This is a genomic window from Helicobacter bizzozeronii, from assembly GCF_900196775.1.
Taxonomy (GTDB): domain Bacteria; phylum Campylobacterota; class Campylobacteria; order Campylobacterales; family Helicobacteraceae; genus Helicobacter; species Helicobacter bizzozeronii.
Window position 1 is genome coordinate 1 of record NZ_FZLB01000046.1, and the last position, 25,223, is coordinate 25,223.

A 25,223-nucleotide genomic window follows, 5' to 3' on the forward strand; every position below is an offset into this window, starting at 1 on the left:
CCCCAAGCCATCGCGCCCCGTGCGCCCCCCCAGCAACACAATCAGATTGCCCACAGCAGGTTCTAAACTCTGCACGCATTCTTGAGGGGCAGCCCCTAACACCGCGCCCAATTCTAAATGTTTGGCTTTATAGCCTGCATGGTAGAGCTCTTGGACAAGCCCGGTGGCTATGCCAATTTGATTGCCATAACTGCTAAAACCCTGCGTGGCTTGTTTGGCGATTTTAATTTGTGGGAGTTTGCCTGTGCGGGTTTTGTTAATGGGTTCTAAAGGATTGCCACAGCCTGAAATGCGTAAAGCCGCATAGACATAGCCCCGAGCCGAAAGCACATCACGGATTGCCCCGCCCACACAAGTAGAAGCCCCCCCAAAAGGTTCGATCTCAGTGGGGTGGTTGTGGGTTTCGTTTTTAAAAAAGAGGTAATAGGGTTTAGGTCCTTGGGGGGTTTGCACCTTGATAGACAAAGTGCAGGCATTATTTTCGCTACCTTGCACCCATTGGGGGAGTTTATCTTGTGCGCTTAGGTATTTAGCCATGATAGTAGATAAATCCATCAGGCTAATAGGCTTGGTGTGCTTAAGTTCTTGGCGCACTTGGAGGTATTGATCGTAAATCTCTTGGGCTAGAGGGTGATCTAAGCTGGGTTCTAGTTGGGTTAAAAAAGTGCTGTGGCGGCAGTGATCAGACCAATAGGTGTCTAAAATTTTGAGTTCTAGGAGATTGAGATTAGGGAGTTGTTCTTGAATAATCTGTAAATCCTCTGGACTCAAGCAAAGTTGGTGTTGCTTGATAAAATGGCTAAAATCTGACAAGTTAGCAAAATCGGTTAGTTCTAGTTTGGGGCTGGTGGGCATGCTGGCTTGGGCTTGGCTGAGGGGCAAAGGGATTTCGTGGTTTTCTAGGGGGTTGGTTAGATAGGTGCGTATGGATTTTATATCCTCAGCACTGAGCTTGCCATAGAGTTTGTAAATGCTGGCATGCTCAACTAAAGGCGTGGGTGCGCTGGGGTTTAACATCTGCAAGGCTAGCTGTGCTGCCTCACTTCTGGGGCAGAGTTGCCCTTTTAGGGTTTGGAGGGCAAAATACCCCGCACAATCACTCAAATCCAGCTCTGGCAAATATTCATCCACTTGGGCTTCTAAAAAAACAATGCCCCGCGCGCGTTCTAAATCCTCAACGGACACATTTTCAACTAAATAGGCGTTAATCAAGCGGATTTGTTCTAAATGGGGGACTAGGAGGGTTTGGAGTTTGGCCAACAACTCTTGGGCTAGAAAATCAAAATCGGGTTTTTTTTGCACATAGATGATCATAGGTTTTTCCCAATATCGGGGCGGTAATAGCCATTGTCTAGCTGGATTTGGGCGATGCGCTCATAACTTAGGGTGCGGGCTTGCTCTAAGCTGGGGGCTATGCTGGTAACACTCAAAACCCGCCCACTGGCATTGACTAGACCCTCTGGGGCGTTTCTGACCCCGGCAAAACAAATATCCAAATGGGGCGGGTAGGTGAGGGCATGCCCTGTTCTAAACTCTTGGGGGTAGCCTTGAGAGGCGAGCACCACACAACAAGAAGCCAGCGGGCTAAAGATGACCTCTTGTTTTTCTAATTCCCCCCTAGCGCAAGCCTGCATAATCTCTAATAAGTCGGTTTCAAGCAAGGGCAGGAGGGTTTGGGCTTCTGGGTCGCCAAAACGGCAATTATATTCTAAGACCCTTGCCCCTTGAGCGGTTAAAATCAGCCCAAAGTAAAGACAGCCTCTAAAATCCAGCCCCTCGGCTTGCAAACCCTTTAGGGTGGGGGTAAAAATTTTCTCTTGGCATTCTTTAGTCATTTGGGGGGTGAAATGGGGGTTAGGGGCAATGCAGCCCATACCGCCCGTGTTTAAACCTTGATTGCCCTCTAGGGCGCGTTTATAATCCATGCTGGAAGGCATTAACTTCAAGCTATGGCTATCACAAAAGCCCAAAATAGAAGCCTCCACCCCCTCTAAAAACTCTTCAATGATCACCCTCTCCCCACTGCTCCCAAAGATTTTATGCACCATTATCTGTTCTAAGGCTTGGACTCCCTCTAAGACACTCTTAACCACAATAACCCCCTTGCCAAAGGCTAATCCATCGGCTTTAATGACTAGGGGGAAATGCGCCTTTTCTAAAAAGGCTTGTGCTTCTTTAAAATTGTCAAAAGCGTGGTAGGGGGCGGTGGGGATATTGTGCCGCCGCATAAACTCTTTGGCAAAAATCTTACTGCCCTCTAGGCGTGCGGCTTGTTTTCTAGGCCCAAAGCAAGCAAAGCCCGCCCCCTCTAGCACATCCACCAACCCCTCTACCAAAGGGTTATCCGGGGCGACAATGATAAAATCTAGTTGTTCTTTTTTGGCAAATTCTAAAATGCCTTGCTGATCGCCCACACTCAAGGGCACGCACTGGGCTTGCATGCCTGCATTCCCTGGGATCATAAAGATTTGGCGATCCTTAGAGGCGATTTTTTTTAAAATCGCATGCTCACGCCCCCCACTCCCAATAATGGCTATTTTCATCAATTCTCCTAATGGTGGAATAAACGCAAATGGGTGAAAATCATCACCATGCCCAGCGCATCGGCTGTAGCGATCACGCTTGTATCTTGCTTGCTCCCCCCACTTTGGGCGACATAGCTAACCCCGCTTAAAGCCGCACGCTCCAAACTATCACTAAAAGGGAAGAACGCATCGCTCCCCAAACCCACGCCCTTAATCCCTTTAAGATAGTCCGCTTTTTCCTCTAAACTCAAGGGCTTAGGCGGGCTTGTGAAATGCTCTAAGTCAGCTTGTGAGAGCCCATGGGTGAGGTAAGCATAGATGAGGTTATCTTTAGTGGGGCGGGGCAATTTGGGCTTAAAGGGCAAATCTAAGACTTTGGGATGGACTCTTAAATGCCACAAATCGGCTTTATCAGCGGCGATCTTGGTGCAATAAATGCGGGATTGTTGCCCTGCCCCCACCCCGATTGCTTGCCCGCCATAAGCTAGGCAAATGGAATTAGATTGGGTGTATTTGAGCGTGATGAGGCTTAAGATCAAGTCTTTTTTAGCTTGCAAGGGTAGCTCTTTTTTTTGGCTCACAATGTCTTTTAAACAATCTGGGCTAATTAGGGCGTGGTTACGCTCTTGGGTGAGTGTGAGTCCAAAAATAGTGCGTGTTTCTAAAAGTGGGGGGGTGTAGTGCGGATCGATTTGTAAAATCACATACCCCCCCTTTTTCTTTTGTTTCAACAACTCTAGGGCTTTGGACTCAAAATCAGGGGCAATGATCCCATCGCTCACCTCAACGCTTAACATCTGCGCACAAGCTAGATCGCAAGGCGCACTCAGGGCGACAAAATCCCCAAAGGAACTTAGCCGATCCGCCCCCCGTGCCCGTGCATAAGCGGTGGCTATGGGCGAATCATTGACATTGGGGCTTAAAAAATAGGCTTTTAAACGCGCCTCTTCAAGAGGTCTAGCCAGTGCGCTAGAGGTGGGGCTAGCATGTTTAAATGAAGTGGCAGCGGGGCGTTTTAAGGCGTGTTCTAATTCCTTAACCAACTGGTAGCCATTGAGCGCATCTAAAAAATTGATGTAACTAGGGTTACCATTGAGGATTTTAAGCGGGAGGTTGGGCGCGCTCAAGCTGGCTTGGAGTTGGTGGGGGTTGATTCCGTATTTGAGGGGCAAACTAGGCATGGGTTTTCTCATTAAAAATAAGGGTTTTGACTTGTGCGCTTTTTAAATGCACGCTTTGCACGCATAAGGCAACTTTATATTCACTATCCAGTGCCCCCCACAGACTCTCCCCCCACTCAGTCAGGCTAGCTGGGATGGCAATGGATTTGGGCTCGCCACAAAAGGCGCTCAAGGGATCGCTATCATGGTCGTAAGTGTGTAAGAAATGCCCCCGCCCCGCCACGCTTTCATATTCATAAAAAAAACGCGCACAAGCGGGTGGCTCAAGGGCTTTGATCAAACTAAGTTTATAGCTAAAGCCTGCCTCATCCAAGCAAACCAATGCGCTAATGCGGGGCGTGAAATGGGGCGCATCAGGCTCAAAAGTTTCTTTTCGTAAAGCCCCCTCAAAACTCCCCCCACTTTGCAAGGCGTGTAAAATCGTCTCCGTTTGACTCCCATTGCTGATCACAATTTGGCGATCGCCCACATGCACTAAGGGCGGGTAGAGAATAAGCGTTGTGTCTTGGGTTGTGGGTTCTAGTAGGGAAATTTTAATATTATCCCCCTCAAGGCTCAAAAGTCGGTTTTGACTAGCCCCACTCCGCCCCATCAAAAAATACCCCAAAAAGACACAATCCCCGCTCGCCCCGATTAAAATCCCCCGCCCAAAGTATCGTTGTTTGCCTAGCATAGCTCCACCCCCTCCCCACTAACCACCTCCCCAATCACATAAGCACTTACCCCATTTTGTTTTAAAATCCCTAAAGCTTGGCTGGCATGCTTATTTTCTAACACGCAAACCATGCCAATACCCATATTAAACACGCTAAAGCATTCCAACAGCCCTAGCCCCCCCAAAGAGCGCAAAAAATCAAAGATAGGCGGGGTGGGGAAGGCTTTTAGATCAATTTTAGCCTTTAGCCCATCAGGCAGAGCACGCGGGATATTCTCCAAAAAGCCTCCTCCGGTGATGTGTGCAATGGATTTAACCCTAATTTGAGCCAAGAGTTCTAACACGGGTTTAACATAAATACGCGTGGGGGTGAGCAAGATTTGGGCTAGATTTTGCCCTTCAAAATCATAATTGAGCGCATCGATGCCTTGGTTGGCTAAAATTTGGCGCACCAAAGAAAAGCCATTGGAATGCAACCCGCTAGAGGCAAGACCTACTAACACATCGCCCACTTGCACGCTTTGAGGCTCTAAGATTTGGGATTGTTCCACAATCCCCACACAAAAGCCGGCTAAATCGTATTCCTTAGGCGCATAAAATCCGGGCATTTCCGCACTCTCTCCGCCCAAAAGCTCACAACCCGCCTCTATGCAACCTTGTGCTACCCCTGCTACAATGTTTTCTACTTTCTCTGGCTCATTTTTATCAAGTGCGATGTAATCTAAAAAAAATAAAGGTTTAGCCCCCACGCACAAAATATCATTCACGCACATCGCCACGCAATCCATCCCAATACTGCTATGATCTTCTAACAAAAAAGCGTATTTTAACTTAGTCCCCACGCCATCGGCTCCGCTCACCAGCACGGGTTGGCTATAGCCCCTTAAATCCAGCGCAAAGAGCCCAGCAAAACCCCCGATCGTGTTGAGGGGTTGGATTTTGGTGCGTGCGATGTGTTTTTGCATGCGTTTTACCGCTTCATAACCCGCTTGGACATTCACGCCTGCTTGCTTGTAAGATTCCATAACTTTCCTTTAAATGTGGGTGGGAGCTTTGAGGGTGATTTTTTCTTTAGGCGTGGGGGTGGGGTAATGCCCTGAAAAACATGCCTGACAACAGCCCAAACCCTCTAACATAAAATCAATCCCTTCTAGGGGCAGGTAGGCTAGCGAATCCAAGCCCAAAAGCTGGGTGATTTCCTCTACGCTGTGCTTGTGGGCGATTAGATGCTCTTGAGAATCAATGTCTGTCCCATAAAAACAGGGGTGCAAAAAGGGGGGGGAGGAGATGCGCATGTGGATTTCTTGCACCCCCACCCCACGCAATAACTGGGCTAGGCGTTTGGTGGTGTTCCCCCGCACAATGGAGTCATCCACCAACACGATCTTTTTGCCCTTTAGATTGGGGATAATGGGGTTGAGTTTGAGGCGTAATTTTTCGGTGCGTTCTTGCTTGGGGGCAATAAAGGTGCGGGTGATGTAGCGGTTTTTGATAAAGCCCAAAGCGTAGGGAATCTGAGATGCCCTAGAATAACCCAAAGCCGCATCAATCCCCGAATCGGGCACGCCCACCACGACATCGGCTTGAGCGGGGGCAATTTGGGCCAAATATTCCCCTGCGCGCAAGCGCGCTAGATGCACACTTTTACCCTCTAGCATGGAGTCGCCCCGTGCAAAATAAATATACTCAAAGGAGCAAATCCTGCGTTCTTGCTTGGGGGTTAAAGAGCAGGTGTGCAGACCGCTAGAATCAATGCTCACCATCTCGCCCGGATCAATATCTCTGATAAAGGATGCCCCCAAGGCATCTAAAGCGCAACTCTCAGAGGCGGCTAGGTAAACCCCCTTAGCGGTTTGCCCCAAGCACAGCGGGCGGAAGCCAAAGGAGTCTCTTAGGGCGATGAGTTTATCAGCGGTCATGATCACCAGAGAGTAAGCCCCTTGCAAGCTAGGCACAGCGGCTAAAATCGCCTCTTCAAGGCTGGTGGTGTGTAGGCGGTGTTGGGCGATCAAATAGGCGATCACTTCTGTATCGCTGGAAGTGTGGAAAATACAGCCCTTAAGCTCCAATTCATAGCGCAAGTCCAAAGAATTAACCAAATTTCCATTGTGGGCGATGGCGATGGGCTCTTTGATATGGTTTAACACAATGGGTTGGGTGTTGGTGCGGTTATTCGCCCCTGTAGTGCCATAGCGCACATGCCCAATACAAATTTCCCCCTGACCTAGTCGTTCTAAGATGGTGGGGGTGAAAACCTCGCTGACTAGCCCTGTATTTTTATAATAAGTGATATGCCTCTTGTGTGTGAGCGCAATCCCACAGCCCTCTTGCCCTCTGTGTTGCAAGGCACACAGAGCGTTATAGGCTAGGGGGGCTAGCTGGGTGCTTGTGGGGGCAAAAGCCCCAAAAACCCCGCATTCTTCTTTGATCATGCTAACTCCTAGCTTAAGACCTTTTCTAAGATGAGTGTATAAGCCTCACACACCCCGCCCAAATCCTGCCTAAAGCGGTCTTTGTCTAATTTTTGGCGCGTTTGGCTATCCCAAAAACGGCAGGTATCTGGGGAAATCTCATCGCCTAAGATGATCTGCCCGCCAGAGTGCCCAAATTCGAGCTTGAAATCCACCAAAATAACCCTTCTGGCTTGAAAATATGCCTGCAAGTGGGTGTTGATTTTCAAGGCTAGGGCTTTGATCTGCTCTAATTGCTCCACGCTGGCTAATTGGAGGGCTAGGGCGTGGTGATCGTTGATGAGTGGATCGCCTAGAGAATCATTTTTATAGCAAAACTCTAAAATAGGGTTTTCAAAGTGTGTCCCCTCAGTAATGCCTAGTCTTTGTGCCATCGAGCCCGCACAAACATTACGCACAATGACCTCTAGGGCAAACATCTCTAGCTTTTTGACAAGGCTCTGGGTGGGGCTAAGAGTTTTTACAAAATGGGTTGCCACGCCTTGATCGTGCAGATATGCCATCAGCTGGTTACTAATGGCATTATTGAGCGCGCCCTTGCCCTCTAAAGTGGCTTTTTTAGCCCCATTAAAGGCGGTCGCGCTGTCTTTATACTCTACAATGCAAAGAGTCGGATCGCTGGTGGCATAGACTTTTTTAGCCTTGCCTTCATAAAGCAGGGTTGTGGGTTTCATAGGGACCTTTGGAGTTCAAGATCGGCTTGTAAGACTTGGGATTCTTGCTCTTGGCGCTGCTTGGTGAGTTTTTGGGCTAAAAGGGGATCATTTAGAGCCAAAATTTGTAAAGCCAGCAGTGCGGCATTGCTAGCCGCATTGATCCCCACGCAAGCCACTGGGATACCTTTGGGCATCTGCACGCTAGAGAGCAAGGAATCCAGCCCGCCTAGATCGGAGGTTAAAATGGGTAAAGCGATGACCGGGCTAGTGGTGAGCGAGGCTACCACACCTGCTAAATGTGCGGCTTTGCCAGCAGCAGCGATAAACACGCCACAACCACCCTCCAAAACAAAACTTTTGAGAGCTTGGGGGGTGCGGTGCGCTGAGAGTATGCGCCATTCAAAGGGCACGCCAAAATCTTGTAAGATTTTGATCCCCTCTTGCACGATTGGCATATCGCTTTGGCTCCCCATCAATACAGCAACTTTTTTCATGGCAAACCTTTGATGAGGGATGAGGGCTTATTTTAGCAGATCACGCCATAAAAACGGCTGAGCCATTGCATTTTATTTAATTCAAGCTGGCAAGCCAAAGATGGGCAAAACTTAGGCTAATGCTTGGTGTGGTAAAATACGCTTTTTTAAGTCTTGCCCCAAAGGATTTGCTTGAAACAACGATCCTATGAAAGAAAATACTTCCCCAAAAATAAAGCAGAACTCCAAAAATTAATCAAAAATAAAAGAGTCCATTTGGCTGAAATTGATATTGGAGGCTTAAAAGACCTGAGTTGGTTGTTTTATCAGTCAGAACGCACAAATTTTAAGGGCTTAGAAACTTGGGATGTGTCCCGGGTAAGCAACATGGAGGGCATGTTTTGTAACTGCACACAATTTAACCACCCTTTGGATAGCTGGGATGTGTCTAGTGTTACAAGCATGAAAGAGATGTTTAAAGATTGCAATAAATTTAACCAATCTCTAAATAGCTGGGATGTGTCTAGCGTTACAAACATGGAACGCATGTTTAGATGGTGTAGCCAATTTAACCAGCCCCTGAATAGCTGGGATGTCTCGAGTGTTACAAACATGGATCACATGTTTCAATGGTGCGGAAACTTTAACCAGCCATTGGACAAGTGGGATGTGTCCCGTGTGGAAAACATGGAAAAGATGTTTGGTAACTGCACTAAATTTAACCAATCTTTGGATAGCTGGGATGTGTCTCAAGTAACGAACATGCATTATATGTTTGATAGTTGCCATGTGTTTGACCAGCCCTTAAATAGCTGGGATGTTTCTAATATTACAAGCATGACGGGCATGTTTTATGATTGCACGGCTTTTAACCAGCCATTGGACAAGTGGGATGTGTCCAAAGTTACGGATATGGAGGACATGTTCGATTGCTGTAAAAAATTTAACCAGCCTTTGGAGAAGTGGGATGTTTCTAGCGTTACAAATATGGAACGCATGTTCTATTGTTGTGAAAATTTCAATCAACCCTTGGAGAAGTGGGATGTGTCTGGTGTTACAAACATGTTTAAGATGTTTCTTGGCTGTGTGGTGTTTAACCAGCCCTTAGAGTGTTGGGATGTGTCTAGCGTTACAAACATGGGTTGGATGTTTGCGGGTTGCATAGCCTTTAACCAATCTTTGGATAATTGGGATGTGTCCAAAGTTATGGATATGAATTGCATGTTTGAGGGGTGTAGCCAATTTAACCAGCCCCTAAATAGCTGGGATGTGTCCAAAGTTACGGATATGGGGGACATGTTTAGTCGCTGTGAAAAATTTAACCAGCCTTTGGAGAAGTGGGATGTTTCCCATGTTGTGGATATGGGGAGCATGTTTAAAGATTGCTTATCTTTTAACCAACCCTTGAGCAAGTGGGATGTCTCGGGTGTGCAAAATATGCAAAGAATGTTTGCAGGTTGCACAGCCTTTAACCAATCTTTGGATGGTTGGGATGTCTCGGGTGTAGTGTCTATGGAGGGGATGTTTGAAGATTGCACGGCTTTTAACCAATCTCTAAATAGCTGGGATGTGTCTAAAGTTATGGACATGTATAGCATGTTTGGGCGGTGCGGAAACTTTAACCAGCCCTTGGACAAGTGGGATGTCTCTAGTGTTGCAGACATGAGGGGTATGTTCAGAGGTTGTTCATCTTTTAACCAGTCCTTGAATAGTTGGGGTGTTTCTAATGTAATGGATACGATGGGCATGTTTGCAGGTTGCACGCAATTTAACCAGCCCTTGGGTAACTGGAATGTGTCTAGTGTCAAAAACATGAATGCCATGTTTTTTGAGTGTGGAAACTTCAACCAATCTTTGGATAGTTGGGATGTGTCTAGCGTTACAGACATGGGTTGGATGTTTGCGGGTTGCACAGCCTTTAACCAATCTTTGGATAGTTGGGATGTGTCTAGTGTCGTGGATATGTATAGGATGTTTTTTGGCTGTGTGGTGTTTAACCAGCCTTTGAATCGCTGGGATGTCTCTAGTGCTAAAAATATGGAGGGCATGTTTAAAGATTGCTTATCTTTTAACCAACCCCTCGATAATTGGGATGTCTCTAGGGTAAAATACATGGATTGGATGTTTAGTGGGTGCAAGGTCTTTAACCAGCCATTAAACCGCTGGGATGTCTCTAGGGTAAGGGACATGGGGCGGATGTTTTTGGGCTGTGTGGCATTCAACCAACCCCTTGATAGCTGGGATGTCTCTAGGGTGGTGGATATGCGGGGGATGTTTTATAACTGCACGCAATTTAACCAAGCTTTGAATAGCTGGGATGTGTCCTGTGTGGGAGACATGGGGGGCATGTTTAGAGATTGCCTCTCTTTTAACCAGCCCCTGAGTAACTGGGATGTCTCGGGTGTGTGGGACATGTGGGGCATGTTTTTTGGTTGCACACAATTTAACCAATCTTTGGATAATTGGGATGTCTCTAGAGTGAGGAAAATGGGGAAAATGTTTTTGGGCTGTGTGGCATTCAACCAACCCCTTGATAGCTGGGATGTGTCCAGTGTTCGGGAGATGGGAGGGATGTTTTATAACTGCACACAATTCAACCAGCCTTTAAACCAATGGGATGTGTCGGGTGTAGCGGATATGGTGGGCATGTTTAGGGGTTGCTCATCTTTTAACCAGCCCCTTGATAAGTGGGATGTCTCTGCCGTGTGGGATATGTGCGGGATGTTCCACAACTGCACGCAATTTAACCAATCTTTGGATAGTTGGGATGTCTCTAGGGTCGGTTGTATGGAAGATATGTTTTTGGGTTGTGCTAGCCTCACCAAATACCCAGCATGGCATGGGGGGGTTAACACCTAAAACATGCCAAGATTTTAGTTAGCCAGTTGCGCCGTTCTTACAGATCTATAAAATACAAAACCCTGCAAAATTCTACAAGGCTGGGATTTCTGCTGTATTCTTGTTTCATCCATGCCTGCTCTACACCTTTGGTTTTGAAGGTGCTTGGCTTTTCGCATGTCCGCAAGCGTAAATTGGGCAGGAACTCTGCCTACTAAAGGCAACGCTTATTTTAGCAAAAATTGGGGCTATTGTGGAAAAAATAATTCTATAAAAAACTTGTATGGTTTTATAGAATTTTATAGAATTTATATTACTGTTTCTAGCCCCCAGAGGGGGGATTTTCATGAGTGTTTGGCACGCTCCTCCTCAATTTTAACCCCCACTTTTTTATCCTTGTAAAGCCCCGTGCCCACCGGGATCATACGCCCTAGGACGACATTTTCTTTGAGGTCTTCTAAAAAGTCCTTTTTCATCGCGATGCTGGCTTCTGTGAGCACTTTTGTGGTCTCTTGGAAGCTGGCTGCTGAGATAATGCTATCGCTCCCAATGGCAGCACGGGTGATCCCTAGCAGCACAGGCTCGGCAATGGCAGGCTCACCCTTGAGACCTAAGATGCGTTGGTTCTCCTCTTTAAAGTGCTTTTTGCTCACCAAATCGCCCTCAATGAACTTGGTATCCCCGCTATCTAGAATCCGCACTTGGCGCAACATTTGGGAGACGATGATCTCAATGTGCTTGTCAGCAATGCTCACCCCTTGGCGGCGATAGACTTGTTGGACCTCGCTCACAATGTATTTGTGTAGCTCTTTTTCCCCACTGATGCGTAAGATGTCATGGCTGCTCACCACGCCATCGGTGATCGCCTCGCCCGCATGCACAAATTCATTGGCATGGACTAAAATCTGCTTGCCCTTATCCACAAAATATTCTACGCTGCGCCCATCAGCAGAGGTGATCAACACCCGCTCTTTATTGCGCGCGCTCTTGCCAAAGCTCACCACCCCATCAATTTCGCTTAAGATTGCGATGTCTTTGGGCTTGGATTTTCTAGCCTCAAAAATATCCGAAACACGGGGTAGCCCGCCCGTGATGTCTTTAGATTTGATAGTGGCTTTGGGGATTTTAGCCAAGATGTCGGCAACCTCAACAGCCATGCCCTCATCGACCACAATAGAGGTTTTGGGCTCTAGCAAATACTGGATACTCTGCCCATCGGTTTCTAGTAATAGACTGGGTTTGTAGCCACTGGGGATATACTCATTGATCACCAAAGTGCGCACCCCCGTATTTTCATCCTCGCTCTCAGTTGCGCTCACCCCGGCAATAATATCCATGTAACGCACCACCCCGCTGGCATCAGCAATAATGGGCGTGTTGTAAGGATCCCATGAGGCGATCACATTCTTAGCATCTTGACTGGGTCTAACCAAAAGTGTATCGCTTTCAACAGGGCTATTATCATCCACTTCTACAACCGAGTCTCTAGCGATGTAGTGGCGGATCGCCTCTTGATCGTTCTCATCAGCCACCACAGCAAACAAGCCCTTTTCTTGCACCACATCGCCAGCCCGAATACCCCTAGAGCGTTCCAAGTGATCGCCCACCAAGTGGTAATACTTCACCACGCCCTTTTCTTTGGCGCTGATTTCTTGGGTGATCGGGTCGTTATCGTTAATGGCAATCTCGCTCGCATAGGGGATGCGATTAGGCACATTCCAGCCATCTTTGATGATGTCTGCGATGCTCCCGCCCTCACGCACGGCATGCCCGCTGGCATAGGGCAGATAAATTTTACCCTCAATCTTGCCACTCACGCCCGCTAACTCATTGGGTTTAGCCACATCGCTTTTGCGCAGCACAAACTTAGCCTCTTGCCCCTCGCCCACCACGCTCAAAACGACCTCTTCATGCGCGCTGTCAATTTTCAACACGCCAGCAAAAGGGGCTTTGATCTTGGGCTCAACCACCAAAATTGCAGCATTGCGGCGATTGACAATGATATTTTTACCCTCCTTGTTTTGGTAGGTTTTAACATTAAAGAAACGCACAAAGCCTTCATTGTTGGCGATAATTTCATGCTCCTCTTGGCTCCTTGAGGCTGTCCCGCCCACATGGAAAGTCCTTAGGGTTAATTGTGTGCCCGGCTCGCCGATAGACTGGGCGGCCACAACCCCCACCGCCTCGCCCGGTTTGACCATCTTGCCCTCGCCCAAATTCAGACCATAGCACTTGGCACACACGCCCTTTTGCGCCTTACAGGTTACGGGCGTGCGAATCGTTACGGACTTGATTCCTGCTTCAATGATCTTTTTAGCCTTTTCCTCATCCACCATTGTATCGGCATTTAACAAGACCTCGTTTGTGAGCGGATCGATGATGTCCTCCACCAAAACGCGCCCAAAAATGCGTTCTTCTAGCGGTTCGATGAGTTCGCTACCCACCGTTATATCGGTGATCTCGATTCCCTCATGCGTGCCGCAATCCTCTTGAACCACCTTGACATTTTGGGAAACATCGATGAGCTTGCGGGTGAGATAGCCCGCTGTGGCGGTTTTCAACGCCGTATCGGCTAGCCCCTTGCGCGCCCCGTGCGTGGAGTTAAAATATTCTAGGACATTCAAGCCCTCTTTAAAGTTGGAGATAATGGGCGTTTCAATGATTGTCCCATCAGGTTTTGTCATCAACCCCCGCATGGCTGAGAGTTGCCGTATTTGTGCCGCTGAACCCCTAGCCCCGCTATTAGCCATCATATAAATCGAGTTAAAGCCCTCTTTGTCTTGTGCGATGGCTTGCATCATCTCTTTGCTCATCTGGTCATTGACCTCGGTCCAGATGTCGATGATTTTGTTATAGCGTTCTTGTGTGGTCAAATGCCCACCCTCAAATTGCGCCTGAATGGCACGCACCTTTTCTTTGGCACTTTCGACCATGCGGATTTTGTTTTTGGGCGTGATAATATCTTCCATAGAGATAGAGATTCCCGCCTTAGTGGCGTAGCGAAAGCCCAGCATTTTAAGATTGTCCAAAAAGCGCGCACTGGCTCCAATCCCACTCTCTTTATGCACAAAATCCACCAATGCCCCAATGTCCTTTTTGGTCATCATTTTATTCCATAGGTGTATGGGCACAAAGTCGGGTAAAATGGATTTGAGCACCAAACGCCCGGCGGTGGTGTGTAAAATGTGGCGATCGTGCAAAACACGCACCTTAGCGTGCAAATCAAGCACCTTGCTATCCACAGCCATTAAAACCTCATGCACGCTGGAAAAGAGTTTGTGCTCCCCTAATACCCCACTCTTTTCTAACGAGAGATAATAAAGCCCCAACACCATATCTTGGCTGGGCACGGCGACCGCCTTGCCACTGGCAGGCAATAAAATATTCATCGAGCTCAACATTAAAACCTTGCACTCGGTGATCGCCTCTTGGCTTAAGGGCACATGCACTGCCATTTGATCCCCATCAAAGTCGGCGTTAAAGGCGGAACACACTAGGGGGTGCAACTGGATCGCCTTGCCATCGATTAATTTAGGGTGGAAGGCTTGGATGGATTGTTTGTGCAAAGTGGGGGCGCGGTTGAGCAACACGGGGTAACCCTGCACGATCTCCTCCAAGCACTCCCAAACCTCATTGCTTTTTTGCTCAATCATGCGCTTGGCTTGCTTGAGCGTGGTCGCAAAGCCCTTTTCTTCTAATTTAGAGAGCAAATGGGGTTTGAAGAGCTCTAGTGCCATGTTTTTAGGCAACCCGCATTCATCCATGCGCAAGTTGGGCCCCACCACAATCACGCTACGCCCGGAGAAATCCACCCGCTTACCGAGTAAGTTTTGGCGGAAACGCCCTTGTTTGCCCTTGATGATCTCTGAGAGCGATTTTAAGGGGCGTTTGTTGGCACCTTTGACAGCGTTAGCGTTTCTGCCATTATCAAACAAGGCATCTACGGCTTCTTGCAACATGCGTTTTTCATTGCGCACGATGATCTCGGGTGCGCCCAGTTCCATGAGCCGTTTTAAGCGTTGGTTGCGATTAATCACCCTTCTATACAGCTCATTGACATCGCTCACCGCAAACTTACCCCCATCCAAAGCCACAAGCGGACGCAAATCAGGGGGCAAGACGGGCAAAGCGGTTAGCATCATCCACTCGGGGCGGTTACCCGAATTTAAAAAGCTCTCCACGACTTTAAGGCGTTTGATGAGTTTCTTTTTCTTAGCATCTGAATTGGTCTCCTTGACCTCCTCTTTAAGGTTTCTAAGCAAGGCGACTAAGTCCAACTCCTCTAAAAGGTCCTTGATCACCTCCCCGCCCATGTGTGCTATAAAACCCTTGTCTTCATTGAGGCGCGCCACGCTCTGGAATTGCTCCTCGTTTAAAATGTCGTATTTGCAAATGGGCTTGGTGCATTCGTTGTCATAAAAAGCCTCGCCGGGTTCTTTGACAATGTAGGCTTCATAGTAAAGCACGCGTTCTAAGTCCTTCATCTTGATCCCTAGTAGCGTGCCAATGCGGCTAGGCAAGGAGCTCACATACCAAATATGCGCTACGGGCGTGGCTAATTCAATATGCCCCATGCGGAAAGATCGCACCTTAGAGCTGGTGATGGCGACCCCGCATTTTTCACAAGTGCCGATAGTCTTATAACGGGGCTTTTTGTATTTGCCACACAGACATTCATAATCCTTAGTGGGCCCAAAGATTTTCATGCAAAAGAGCCCGTCCCGTTCGGGCTTGAGGGTGCGGTAGTTGATGGTCTCAGGCTTTTTGACCTCCCCATAACTCCACTCTTTGATCTTCTCTGGGCTAGCCAGTGTCAGCTGGAAGGAGCTAAAGTCTTTGGGGCGATCGTCCTCTTTGATCACAATGGGCTTAGGCGCACCAAATTCATCCACTTCTTCATTAAAGATATTGACATCCAGCCCCAAAGATTGTAATTCTTTGGTTAAGACATAGAAAGTTTCCGGGATTTCAGACTCGCCCACATGTTCGCCCCGTGCGATGGCTTTATAGGCATTCTCACGCCCGCGGATGTCATCAGATTTCACGGTGAGCATCTCTTTAAGCGTGTGGGCTGCCCCATAAGCCTCTAGTGCCCAAACTTCCATTTCCCCAAAGCGTTGCCCCCCAAAAAGGGCTTTCCCGCCCACAGGCTGGTGGGTTACTAAAGAATAGGGGCCCGTGCTTCTGGCATGCACCTTTTCATCCACCAAGTGGTGCAATTTGAGCATGTACATATAGCCCACATTCACCCGTTCTTTCATCTTTTCGCCCGTGCGCCCATCATAAAGCTCGGTTTTGCCATCCAAATCAATTTGAGCCAGCTTAAAGAGATTCATGAACTGCTCGCCAGAGATGCCCTCAAAAACAGGGATCGCAAACTTCACCCCAGAACTCCAATCCCGTGCATAGCCCAAAAGCACCTCATCGCTGCATTTTTCCAGCATATGGGCTAGGTCATGGTTATCCACATTCACCACATGGGCGATCTCAAGCATTTTGGCGCGTAATTTTTTGAGCATGTCGGTGTTGTGTTGTTCTAAAAGGGTACTGATTTGATCCCCTAATTGCTTGCCCACCAAGCCCAAATGCACTTCTAAAATCTGCCCGATATTCATGCGGCTGGGCACGCCTAAGGGGTTGAGCACAATATCGACTGGTTCGCCATCAGCGGTGTAGGGCATATCCGCAATGGGCACGATGTTAGAGACAATGCCCTTATTGCCATGCCGCCCTGCCATTTTATCCCCCACCTTGAGCTTGCGCTTGGTGGCGATGTAAATTTTAACCTGCTTGATGACCCCATTAGGCAAGATGTCATCTTTTTCTAAGATCGAGAGTTTTTCCTCGTGCTCTTGGCCTAAGATTTTCTTTTGTTCTAAGAAGTTGGCTTTGATTTGCTCAAAGCGATCTTGAACCTCTTTTTTATATTTCTTGGCAAGCGAATTGAGCGCAAAGCGGTTAATTTCTAAAACCACCTCTTTAGGGATGCAAGCACCCTTAGCGTATTCAACCTCGTTAAGCGTGGTCGCCTCCTCTAGGGGTTCTTTGGAGAAAATCGAGCTAATTTGCAATAGCTCCTCGCGATTGAGCATGGTTAAGCGATCGTAATGCTCAATGTCTAAAACCGCCTTTTCCTCCTCATAAGCACTAATGGCGCGCGCGTCTTTTTCATAGCCCTTTTTGGTGAGGATATTCACCCCAATCACCGTCCCCTCTAGCGAGGGGGGGCAATAAAGCGATTTATTCACCACATGCCCAGCCTTGTCCCCAAAGATGGCGCGCAAGAGTCGCTCCTCTGGCGTGCTTTTCATCTCGCCTTTGGGAGACACCTTGCCCACTAAAATCATCCCCGCACTCACATAAGTCCCGATCTTAACAATCCCCCCGCTATCTAAGTGGGCGACTTCCTCCTCTTTGACATCGGGAATATCTGCGCTAAATTCCTCGATCCCGTGTTTGAGCTCTCTAGCCTCAATCTCTTTTTCATAGATATGCACGGAAGTAAAGATGTCCTCTTTGGTGATCTTCTCGCTCACCACGATCGCATCTTCAAAGTTATAGCCATTCCATGGCATGAACGCCACGCGGATATTTTTCCCTAAGGCTAGCTCACCTTGATCCATGCTAGGGCCATCAGCGATAATCTGCCCAGCCTCCACCACATCGCCCACCTTGACAATGGGGACTTGGTTAAAGCAAGTGTTTTGGTTGGTGCGTAGGTTTTTTTGTAACAAATAGGCATCGATGTAGGTTTCTTTGTCATCCTCACCTAAAATGTAGATGTTTTTGGAATCCACTTTTTCGACAACCCCCCCGCGTTGGGCTTTCACACTCCCCCATGAATCGCGTGCGATGATCTTTTCAATGCCCGTGCCCACGATGGGAGTTTCTGCCTTTAAAAGGGGCACGGCTTGGCGTTGCATGTTGGTGCCCATAAGCGCGCGGTTAGCATCGTCATGTTCTAAAAAGGGGATGAGCGAGGCTGCCACGCCCACGAGCATGCGTGAGCTCAAATCCATTAAGGTAACTTTGTGCTTTTCATTGAGCACAATTTCCCCGCCCACACGGGTTTCGACCAAATCCTCTTGAATATAGCCTTGTTTATCCACCAGCGTACTCGCCGGAGCGATGACTTGCCCCTCTTCTTGGATGGCGGTCAAATAAACCACTTCATCGCTGACCTTGCCATCTACCACCTTTTTATAAGGGGCTTCAATGAAACCTAGGTCATTGACACGGGTGAAGGTGGATAGGGTGTTAATCAGCCCGATATTTTGCCCCTCTGGAGTTTCAATGGGGCAGATACGCCCATAGTGGGTGGGGTGCACATCTCTAGCCTCAAAGCCTACGCGATCCTTGACTAGCCCCCCCTCACCCAAAGCGGACAAACGGCGTTTGTGGGTAACCTCGGAGAGCGGGTTGGTTTGGTCCATAAACTGGGAGAGTTGCCCGCTCATGAAAAACTCTAAAATGGTGCTGGTGATCATCTTAGAATTAACCAAATCATGGGGCATGAGCGTATCTATGTTGGTGTTCATGGTGGTCAGCTTGTCTTTAATGCTCTTTTGCATTTTCATCAATCCCTCATGCAATTCATTAGCCAAGAGCTCGCCCACTGCCCTAATACGGCGATTACCCAAGTGATCGCGATCGTCAATCTGCCCTTCGGCATTTTTGATTTTAATCAAGTATTTCACCGTCTCAATGATGTCCTCGTGGGTGAGCACGGTTACATAATCGGGCACTTTTAAATGCAATTTGTGATTCATTTTCATGCGCCCAACCATGGTCAAATCGTAACGCTCAGGATCAAAAAAGAGTTGTTGCACATAAGCCTTAGCCACATCTGGGGTTACAGGATCGCCCGGGCGCATCACCTTGTAAATGCGCACAGCCGCTAGGGCATTTTCATCCTCTATTTTCTCACTTTGTTTGAGTAATTTGAGCGATTCGTTTTTGAGCGACTCGGCATCGGTGCCAAAGGATTTGATGATGGAAGCATCATGCCCTAAAGCTAAATCATTGGCGATCACAAATTCCTCAATGCCACTAGCGCGCATTTTTTCTAATTTGGGGGCTTCTAGCTGGGTTAGGGTGTCTAACAACACGCCTCCATCGCTATCTAAAACCGGCTCGGCTAGGCAGCGATTGAGTAAAATATTGGTGGGGTATTCCACCCATTCTACCCCACTCTCTTTGATTTCTCTGGCTTTTTTAGCCGTGATCTTTTTGGTCGCTGCCACCAAAATATTCCCCTGATCGTCTTTGAGATCAAAATCCACCCGGCTATTGGCATCAATGCTCTCAAAGGGGATAAAATACTTGCCCTCTGTGGGGCTGATGGCTTTGTAACGCACCTTTAACAACGGGTAGAAAATTTTAATGATGTCCTGCTTGCTATAACCTAGTGCCCTAAATAAAATCGTAGCCGAAACCTTGCGGCGTTTGTTGATACGCACATGCAAAACATCTTTCACATCGTATTCAAAATAAAGCCACGATCCCCGATCGGGGATGATCTGCCCGGTGTAAATGAGCTTGTTTGCGCTGGTGGAGGACTTTTCCTCTTTAAAGATCACGCCCGGGCTCCTGTGGAGCTGATTGACCACCACACGCTCAACGCCATTGATGATAAAGGAAGTGCGATCGGTCATCAAGGGGATTTCACGGATAAAAATATTCTGTTCTTTAATGTCCTTAGCCCCCAGTTTCTCCCCACTCTTAGAATCCCTCTCCCATAAAATCAAACGGATCTTGATTTTCAAGGGAACAGAGTAGGTGATCCCTCTTTCCATGGCTTCTCTCACGGTGTATTTGGATTTCCCATACTCACACCCGCCATATTCAAGGGTGATGCGGTTTTGGGTGTCATGAATGGGGAAGACGGATTTAAAGACCCTTTCAATCCCACTCTCCCTACCTTCTTTGGCGTACAAAAACGCCTCATAGCTGTCTTTTTGCAAGAGTAAGAGGTTGGGGACTTCTAGCTCTTGGGGGAGTCGTGTAAAATCCGCGCGTAAGCGATTCCTTAAAGTATCCATGTCTATAAACCTTTATTGGTGGATTTGAAGCTTTGGGTAGATTGACCTAAATAACGCACGCTACATCCTTGCGCCACTTATCTCCCCTCCTTTCCCCTCCTTTTAAAGGCAAAAAACTATTTGATTTCGACTTTTGCCCCCACCTCTTCGAGTTTTTTCTTGATGGCTTCAGACTCTTCTTTATTCACGCCTTCTTTGAGCACATGCGGGGTTTTCTCGGTGGCTTCTTTAGCTTCTTTAAGCCCTAGCCCGGTGATCTCACGCACGACCTTAATGACCTTGATTTTTTCCGCCCCAGTTTCAGCGAGCACCACGCTAAACTCGGTTTTTTCCTCAACGACCTCAGCAGGTGCTCCGGCTACAGCCCCAGCCACCGCTACAGGTGTCGCGCTCACGCCAAATTTTTCTTCAAACGCTTTAACAAGCTCACTCAGCTCTAAAACGCTCAAACCGCCGATGTATTCTAAAACATCTTCTTTGCTAATTGCCATAGTCATCCTTTATTCTTGTTCTTTTGCTTTTCTCAAATTGTCCAAACCGGTAACAAAATATCTTGCTGGTGCCATCCAAACAGACAAGAGCATGCCAATAAGCTCTTCTTTGCTGGGTAATTTAGAGATTGCCTCCACATGTGCGCGGTCCACAGCTTGTTTTTCATAAAGCCCGGTTTTGATGTGGAAATGATCCTTGTGCTCCTTAGCAAAGCCCATCACCAATTTAGACAAAGCGATCTGATCGCCTCCCCAAACAAAGATATTGGTTTCTTTGAGCTCTAAGGGGCTTAGACCGGCTTCTTGAAGGGCTAGGCTAGCTAGGGTGTTTTTAATCACCTGCACACTAATACCCTGCACTCTAGCGGCATTGCGTAACTGCTCTAAGTGCTTGACGGGCAAGCCCTTATAATCACACACCACCAAAGCCTCCATGCCAACAAACGCTTCTTTTAAGCGCGCCACCAGCTCTTGCTTTTGCTCTTTATTCATGGTTTCCTCCTTTCCGACCTGACTTCCACAAGGCTACTAAAGTAAATCAAGCAACCGCCCTTGTTTCTTAAGTCTAAGATGAATTATTTTGCGTCCATCAACTCTTGGCAATCCAAACGCACACCCGGGGACATGCTCAAAGACACCACACCATTGCGGATATATTTCCCTTTGGAAGTGCTGGGTTTGAGTTTGTTGAGCGTGCGGACTAGCTCCAATAGGTTTTGTTGGATCTGCTCTTCACTAAAGCTTGCTTTGCCAATGGGGGCGTGCAAATTGCCCTTTTTATCCACGCGGAAATTGACCTGCCCGCTTTTGGCATTGCTCACCGCTTTTTTAATGTCCATTGTAACCGTGCCGGTTTTGGGGTTGGGCATAAGCCCTTTTGGTCCTAAAATACGCCCGACCTTCCCCACAACCGCCATCATGTCCGGGGTGGCAATCACCATGTCAAAATTGGTGTTCCCATTTTTGATCTCCTCAGCCAAATCCTCGCCCCCGACCACATCAGCCCCCGCCTCTTTGGCTTCATCTAACTTGATGTCCTTAGCAAAGACAGCCACACGCACTTTTTTACCGGTGCCATGGGGCAAGACCACCGCCCCACGCACCATTTGATCGGCATGTCTGGGATCGACCCCCAAACGCAACGCCACTTCCACACTTTCATCAAACTTAGCTGAAGCTAGGGATTTGACCACACTAACGCCCTCTTGAACGCTATGCACCCTGTCTTTATCAAACTTCTCTGCTAGTTTTTGCAATCTTTTTGCCACTTTTGCCATGTTTTCTCTCCTAATCTACAACCTCAATGCCCATGCTCCTAGCACTCCCCATGACAATCTTTTTGGCTGCCTCTAGGGTGGTGGTGTTGAGATCCTCCATTTTGTTTTGGGCGATCTCCTCTACTTGTTGCATGGTGAGCTTACCCACCTTGTTTTTAAGGGGGTTATCTGAGCCTTTAGCCACCCCGCTGGCTTTTTTAATCAAGTCTGTAACGGGGGGCTTTTTGGTGATAAAAGTGAAACTTTTGTCTTGATAAACCGTGATGATGACAGGGATATTAAAGCTCCCCATGTCCTTTGTGCGTTCGTTAAACGCCTTGCAAAACTCCATGATATTCACGCCCCTCTGACCCAAAGCCGGACCGATGGGTGGAGATGGGTTAGCCTTGCCCGCTGGGACTTGTAATTTAATCTGCCCGACAACTTTTTTTGCCATGCATGCTCCTTAAATGATTTTTTCGACTTGAGAATATAAAATCTCAATCAAAGTATTGCGCCCAAAAATAGACACATTCAGTTTTAATTTGCGGTGCTCGACATCGTATTCTTCCACGACAGCCGTAAAATTCGCAAAAGGCCCCTCAATGATGCGCACCACCTCCCCGCGCTCATAGTAAATCTTGGGCTTGGGGGCTGCGCGGTGGGTCATTTTCTCTAAAATATTGTTGATGTCTGCCTCCCCTAAGGGGGTGGGTTTTTTGCTCTCCCCGATAAAACGGCTAACCCGTGGCAAGGATTGGATTTTATGCCAAAGCACCTCGTCTAAATCCACCTTAATAAACACATAACCCGGATATAAACTCCGCTCGGTAACTTTATTCTTGCTCTTTTTAGAGAGCTCGATCACATCCTCAGTGGGCACAATCACCTCCTGAACACGATCGGCGATATTGTGATCACTCACCATGTTTTCAATGGCTTTTTTAACCGCCTGTTCGCTCCCCGAATAAGTTTGGATCGCATACCACTCCATACCCATTAAATCCCCCTATAGCACGCTAGAAACAAAGGCTGACAAAACAAAATCTATCAAAGTCAAAAACAGCGTAATGATCGTTACCACAACCAAAACGGATATTAAGGCGTTGCGAATCTGCTCTTTGAGCGGAAAAATCACCTTTGAGAGCTCTTCTTTTGTCAATTTATACTGAGATAATAACTTCTTCATGCCACCCACTTTTAAAATCTGACACCCACTGGCAGGCCAGGAGGGACTCGAACCCCCAACAACCGGTTTTGGAGACCGACGCTCTACCATTGGAGCTACTGACCTTCACCCCTCCCCATCCGCTAGCTCTTGAGCTTGATCTCCTTGTGCAGGGTGTGCTTGTTCTCTCTGCGACAAAACTTCTTGAGCTCCAGTTTCTCTGTGTTTGTTTTGGCGTTCTTGGTGGTGCTGTAGTTGATCTCCTCACACCCCAAACACTTCAAACCTACCTTAACTTTCACAATGATCCCCTAACTACTCAATGATCTTTGTAACCACGCCCGCACCTACGGTTTTACCACCTTCGCGGATCGCAAATTTTGTCCCCAGTTCTAGGGCAATAGAGCTGATGAGCTCCACCACAATTTTAGTATTATCCCCGGGCATGATCATCTCTGTGCCTTCAGGCAAGGTGATAGAGCCGGTTACATCGGTGGTGCGCACATAAAATTGGGGGCGATAGCCATTGAAAAAGGGCGTATGGCGGCCGCCTTCCTCTTTGGAGAGGACATAGACTTCGCCTTCAAATTTCTTATGGGGGGTGATGGAGCCGGGCTTACAAAGCACCATACCGCGGAAGACTTCCTCTTTTTTCGTGCCTCTGAGCAATACGCCCACATTGTCCCCAGCCTCGCCTTTTTCAAGTTCTTTGCGGAACATTTCCACACCCGTAACGGTGGTTTTTTGGGTGTCTTTAATGCCCACAATTTCCACTTCATCCCCGATTTTCACCACGCCCCGTTCAATCCGACCCGTAACAACGGTGCCCCGCCCCGCAATAGAGAACACATCCTCTACGGGCATCAAGAAAGCTTTTTCTGTATCTCTCTCTGGAGTGGGGATGTATTTATCCACTTCTTCCATGAGTTGCAAAACTTTTTGACCCCATTCGCCCACGCTACCTGATTTGGCTTCCTCAAGGGCTTTAAGAGCTGAGCCAGCAATGATGGGGGTATCATCTCCGGGGAATTCGTATTGGCTCAAAAGCTCGCGCACTTCCATTTCCACGAGGTCTAACAACTCTTGGTCATCGACCATGTCTTGCTTGTTCAAAAACACCACGATATAGGGCACACCCACTTGGCGGGCTAATAAGATGTGTTCGCGGGTTTGGGGCATGGGACCATCAGCAGCAGACACCACCAAAATCGCACCATCCATTTGGGCAGCACCGGTGATCATGTTTTTCACATAGTCAGCGTGTCCGGGGCAATCCACATGGGCGTAGTGGCGGTTTTCTGTGGAGTATTCAATGTGAGAAGTGGCGATGGTAATGCCCCTTTCTTTTTCCTCAGGGGCGTTGTCAATATTGTCATAATCCTTGAGTTCAGCCAAACCTTTTAGGGACAGCACCGCAGAGATCGCCGCGCTCAAAGTGGTTTTGCCATGATCCACATGCCCAATGGTCCCGACATTGACATGGGGCTTATTTCTTTCAAACTTTGCTTTTGCCATATTTGACTCCTATCTAAAATTTTAAAGCCGCATTAAGGGATTTGCATCAACTGGAGCCCATAAGCGGAATTGAACCGCCGACCTCTTCCTTACCAAGGAAGTGCTCTGACCCCTGAGCTATATGGGCACTTTGCCAAATCTCCCAACTGGAGCGGGAAACGGGACTCGAACCCGCGACCCTCAGCTTGGAAGGCTGATGCTCTAGCCAACTGAGCTATTCCCGCACTGGTGGTGAGACGTGGATTCGAACCACGGAAGGCGAAAGCCAGCAGATTTACAGTCTGCCCTCGTTGGCCACTTGAGTATCTCACCTACTGGAGCTGGCTAAGGGACTTGAACCCCCAACCTGCTGCTTACAAGGCAGCTGCTCTACCAATTGAGCTAAGCCAGCATAAAACTTATATTATAGCAACTTTATTATCTATTTGTCAAGTTTTCTTGACTCTTTAGTTTGTGGCGTGTAACGATTTTTAGTAAATGTTGTGCGGTTTCCGATAAAAGGAGCACCCATGCAAAAAACTTGAATCTTATTTGTTCGGCTTGTTCCATACTTTTATGCCAATCCCTCAAATTTTAACACCAAAGCCACCAATGCGGGTGTATTTGCATTTTGTCCCCTCTTCTAAACCAAAGGAAGTGTTTATGATCTTAAANNACCTTACTATGCCTCCAAAATAGTCTAAATCATGTTGTAAATCCGCCGATATGCCAGTGCCTTAATTTTATTAGTAAAGGAGTTCTTATGGCTAGTTATTCGTTGTTAATACGGGGGGGGGGGGGGGGCGATAGTCGCGGGTCTCCTCTTTTTGGGTTGACACACTCGGTTAGACACCATTAACCCCAACCAGCCTTTGACGGGCAACAAAACCTCTGTTTTTGGTTATGCGGTCAAAAGTTCCACTTGGCCTTATGGAAAGACGCAAACCGAAGAACTCAAGCAGCGGGCGGTGAAA

17 protein-coding genes, 5 tRNA genes and 1 pseudogene are annotated in these 25,223 nt (G+C 47.8%); 1 reads left to right on the plus strand and 22 read right to left on the minus strand.

What is annotated here, in order from left to right:
• The 8 genes and pseudogenes from C5684_RS09320 to purE form a co-directional block, all read right to left on the minus strand.
• Window positions 1-1,314, minus strand: a pseudogene (locus tag C5684_RS09320) (phosphoribosylformylglycinamidine synthase); the annotation flags it as partial.
• Window positions 1,311-2,543: a phosphoribosylamine--glycine ligase gene (purD, locus tag C5684_RS05865; protein WP_104639719.1), complete on the minus strand. Its 1,233-nt coding sequence runs from the start codon at window positions 2,541-2,543 to the stop codon at window positions 1,311-1,313. The gene purD and the pseudogene C5684_RS09320, both read right to left, overlap by 4 nt.
• An 8-nt stretch (window positions 2,544-2,551) precedes the next feature.
• Window positions 2,552-3,706 carry a phosphoribosylaminoimidazolecarboxamide formyltransferase gene (locus tag C5684_RS05870; RefSeq protein WP_104639720.1) on the minus strand — a complete coding sequence of 385 codons (1,155 nt, stop codon included), beginning with the start codon at window positions 3,704-3,706 and terminating at the stop codon, window positions 2,552-2,554.
• Window positions 3,699-4,379 carry an IMP cyclohydrolase gene (locus tag C5684_RS05875; RefSeq protein ID WP_104639721.1) on the minus strand — a complete coding sequence of 227 codons (681 nt, stop codon included), beginning with the start codon at window positions 4,377-4,379 and terminating at the stop codon, window positions 3,699-3,701. The genes C5684_RS05870 and C5684_RS05875 overlap by 8 nt, the downstream gene beginning before the upstream one ends.
• Window positions 4,373-5,386 (minus strand): phosphoribosylformylglycinamidine cyclo-ligase, encoded by a 1,014-nt coding sequence (gene purM / locus C5684_RS05880; RefSeq protein WP_104639722.1) that lies wholly within the window; start codon window positions 5,384-5,386, stop codon window positions 4,373-4,375. The genes C5684_RS05875 and purM overlap by 7 nt, the downstream gene beginning before the upstream one ends.
• Before the next feature lie 9 nt (window positions 5,387-5,395).
• Window positions 5,396-6,793 carry an amidophosphoribosyltransferase gene (purF, locus tag C5684_RS05885; RefSeq protein ID WP_104639723.1) on the minus strand — a complete coding sequence of 466 codons (1,398 nt, stop codon included), beginning with the start codon at window positions 6,791-6,793 and terminating at the stop codon, window positions 5,396-5,398.
• Window positions 6,794-6,801: 8 nt separating this feature from the next.
• Window positions 6,802-7,506, minus strand: a complete 705-nt coding sequence (gene purC, locus C5684_RS05890; RefSeq protein ID WP_104639724.1) for a phosphoribosylaminoimidazolesuccinocarboxamide synthase — start codon at window positions 7,504-7,506, stop codon at window positions 6,802-6,804.
• Window positions 7,503-7,982, minus strand: coding sequence for a 5-(carboxyamino)imidazole ribonucleotide mutase (gene purE / locus C5684_RS05895; protein WP_104629014.1), 480 nt, complete (start codon window positions 7,980-7,982; stop codon window positions 7,503-7,505). Before purE ends, purC begins: the two co-directional genes overlap by 4 nt.
• Before the next feature lie 171 nt (window positions 7,983-8,153).
• On the opposite strand from purE, the gene C5684_RS05900 reads away from it, so the two are divergent.
• A complete protein-coding gene (locus C5684_RS05900) occupies window positions 8,154-10,820 on the plus strand; it encodes a BspA family leucine-rich repeat surface protein (protein ID WP_158650199.1) in 2,667 nt (888 codons plus the stop codon).
• 323 nt (window positions 10,821-11,143) lie between these two features.
• Here the strand turns inward: C5684_RS05900 and C5684_RS05905 are convergent, their stop codons facing one another.
• The 14 genes from C5684_RS05905 to C5684_RS05970 form a co-directional block, all read right to left on the minus strand.
• Entirely contained in the window at window positions 11,144-19,840 is an 8,697-nt protein-coding gene (locus C5684_RS05905; protein WP_104639726.1) for a DNA-directed RNA polymerase subunit beta/beta', read from the minus strand.
• Window positions 19,841-19,956: 116 nt separating this feature from the next.
• A complete protein-coding gene (gene rplL / locus C5684_RS05910) occupies window positions 19,957-20,331 on the minus strand; it encodes a 50S ribosomal protein L7/L12 (protein ID WP_104639727.1) in 375 nt (124 codons plus the stop codon).
• Between the two features lie 9 nt (window positions 20,332-20,340).
• Window positions 20,341-20,823, minus strand: coding sequence for a 50S ribosomal protein L10 (gene rplJ, locus C5684_RS05915; protein ID WP_006017823.1), 483 nt, complete (start codon window positions 20,821-20,823; stop codon window positions 20,341-20,343).
• An 83-nt stretch (window positions 20,824-20,906) separates the two neighbouring features.
• Complete coding sequence (gene rplA, locus C5684_RS05920; protein ID WP_013889970.1) at window positions 20,907-21,608, minus strand: 50S ribosomal protein L1; 702 nt, start codon at window positions 21,606-21,608, stop codon at window positions 20,907-20,909.
• A gap of 10 nt (window positions 21,609-21,618) precedes the next feature.
• Complete coding sequence (rplK, locus tag C5684_RS05925; protein WP_013889971.1) at window positions 21,619-22,044, minus strand: 50S ribosomal protein L11; 426 nt, start codon at window positions 22,042-22,044, stop codon at window positions 21,619-21,621.
• Between the two features lie 9 nt (window positions 22,045-22,053).
• Window positions 22,054-22,581: a transcription termination/antitermination protein NusG gene (gene nusG / locus C5684_RS05930; RefSeq protein WP_104639728.1), complete on the minus strand. Its 528-nt coding sequence runs from the start codon at window positions 22,579-22,581 to the stop codon at window positions 22,054-22,056.
• A gap of 15 nt (window positions 22,582-22,596) precedes the next feature.
• Entirely contained in the window at window positions 22,597-22,701 is a 105-nt protein-coding gene (locus C5684_RS09795) for a hypothetical protein (protein WP_353933608.1), read from the minus strand.
• A 104-nt stretch (window positions 22,702-22,805) separates the two neighbouring features.
• Window positions 22,806-22,881: transfer RNA gene (locus tag C5684_RS05940), tRNA-Trp, on the minus strand.
• A gap of 17 nt (window positions 22,882-22,898) precedes the next feature.
• Entirely contained in the window at window positions 22,899-23,057 is a 159-nt protein-coding gene (rpmG, locus tag C5684_RS05945; protein WP_006017816.1) for a 50S ribosomal protein L33, read from the minus strand.
• Between the two features lie 13 nt (window positions 23,058-23,070).
• Window positions 23,071-24,270, minus strand: a complete 1,200-nt coding sequence (gene tuf / locus C5684_RS05950; RefSeq protein ID WP_013889974.1) for an elongation factor Tu — start codon at window positions 24,268-24,270, stop codon at window positions 23,071-23,073.
• 51 nt (window positions 24,271-24,321) lie between these two features.
• Window positions 24,322-24,397, minus strand: a tRNA-Thr gene (locus tag C5684_RS05955).
• Window positions 24,398-24,417: 20 nt separating this feature from the next.
• Window positions 24,418-24,494 (minus strand) — tRNA-Gly (locus C5684_RS05960).
• A gap of 2 nt (window positions 24,495-24,496) precedes the next feature.
• Window positions 24,497-24,582, minus strand: a tRNA-Tyr gene (locus C5684_RS05965).
• A 3-nt stretch (window positions 24,583-24,585) separates the two neighbouring features.
• Window positions 24,586-24,661, minus strand: a tRNA-Thr gene (locus tag C5684_RS05970).
• Window positions 24,662-25,223: the final 562 nt, after the last annotated feature.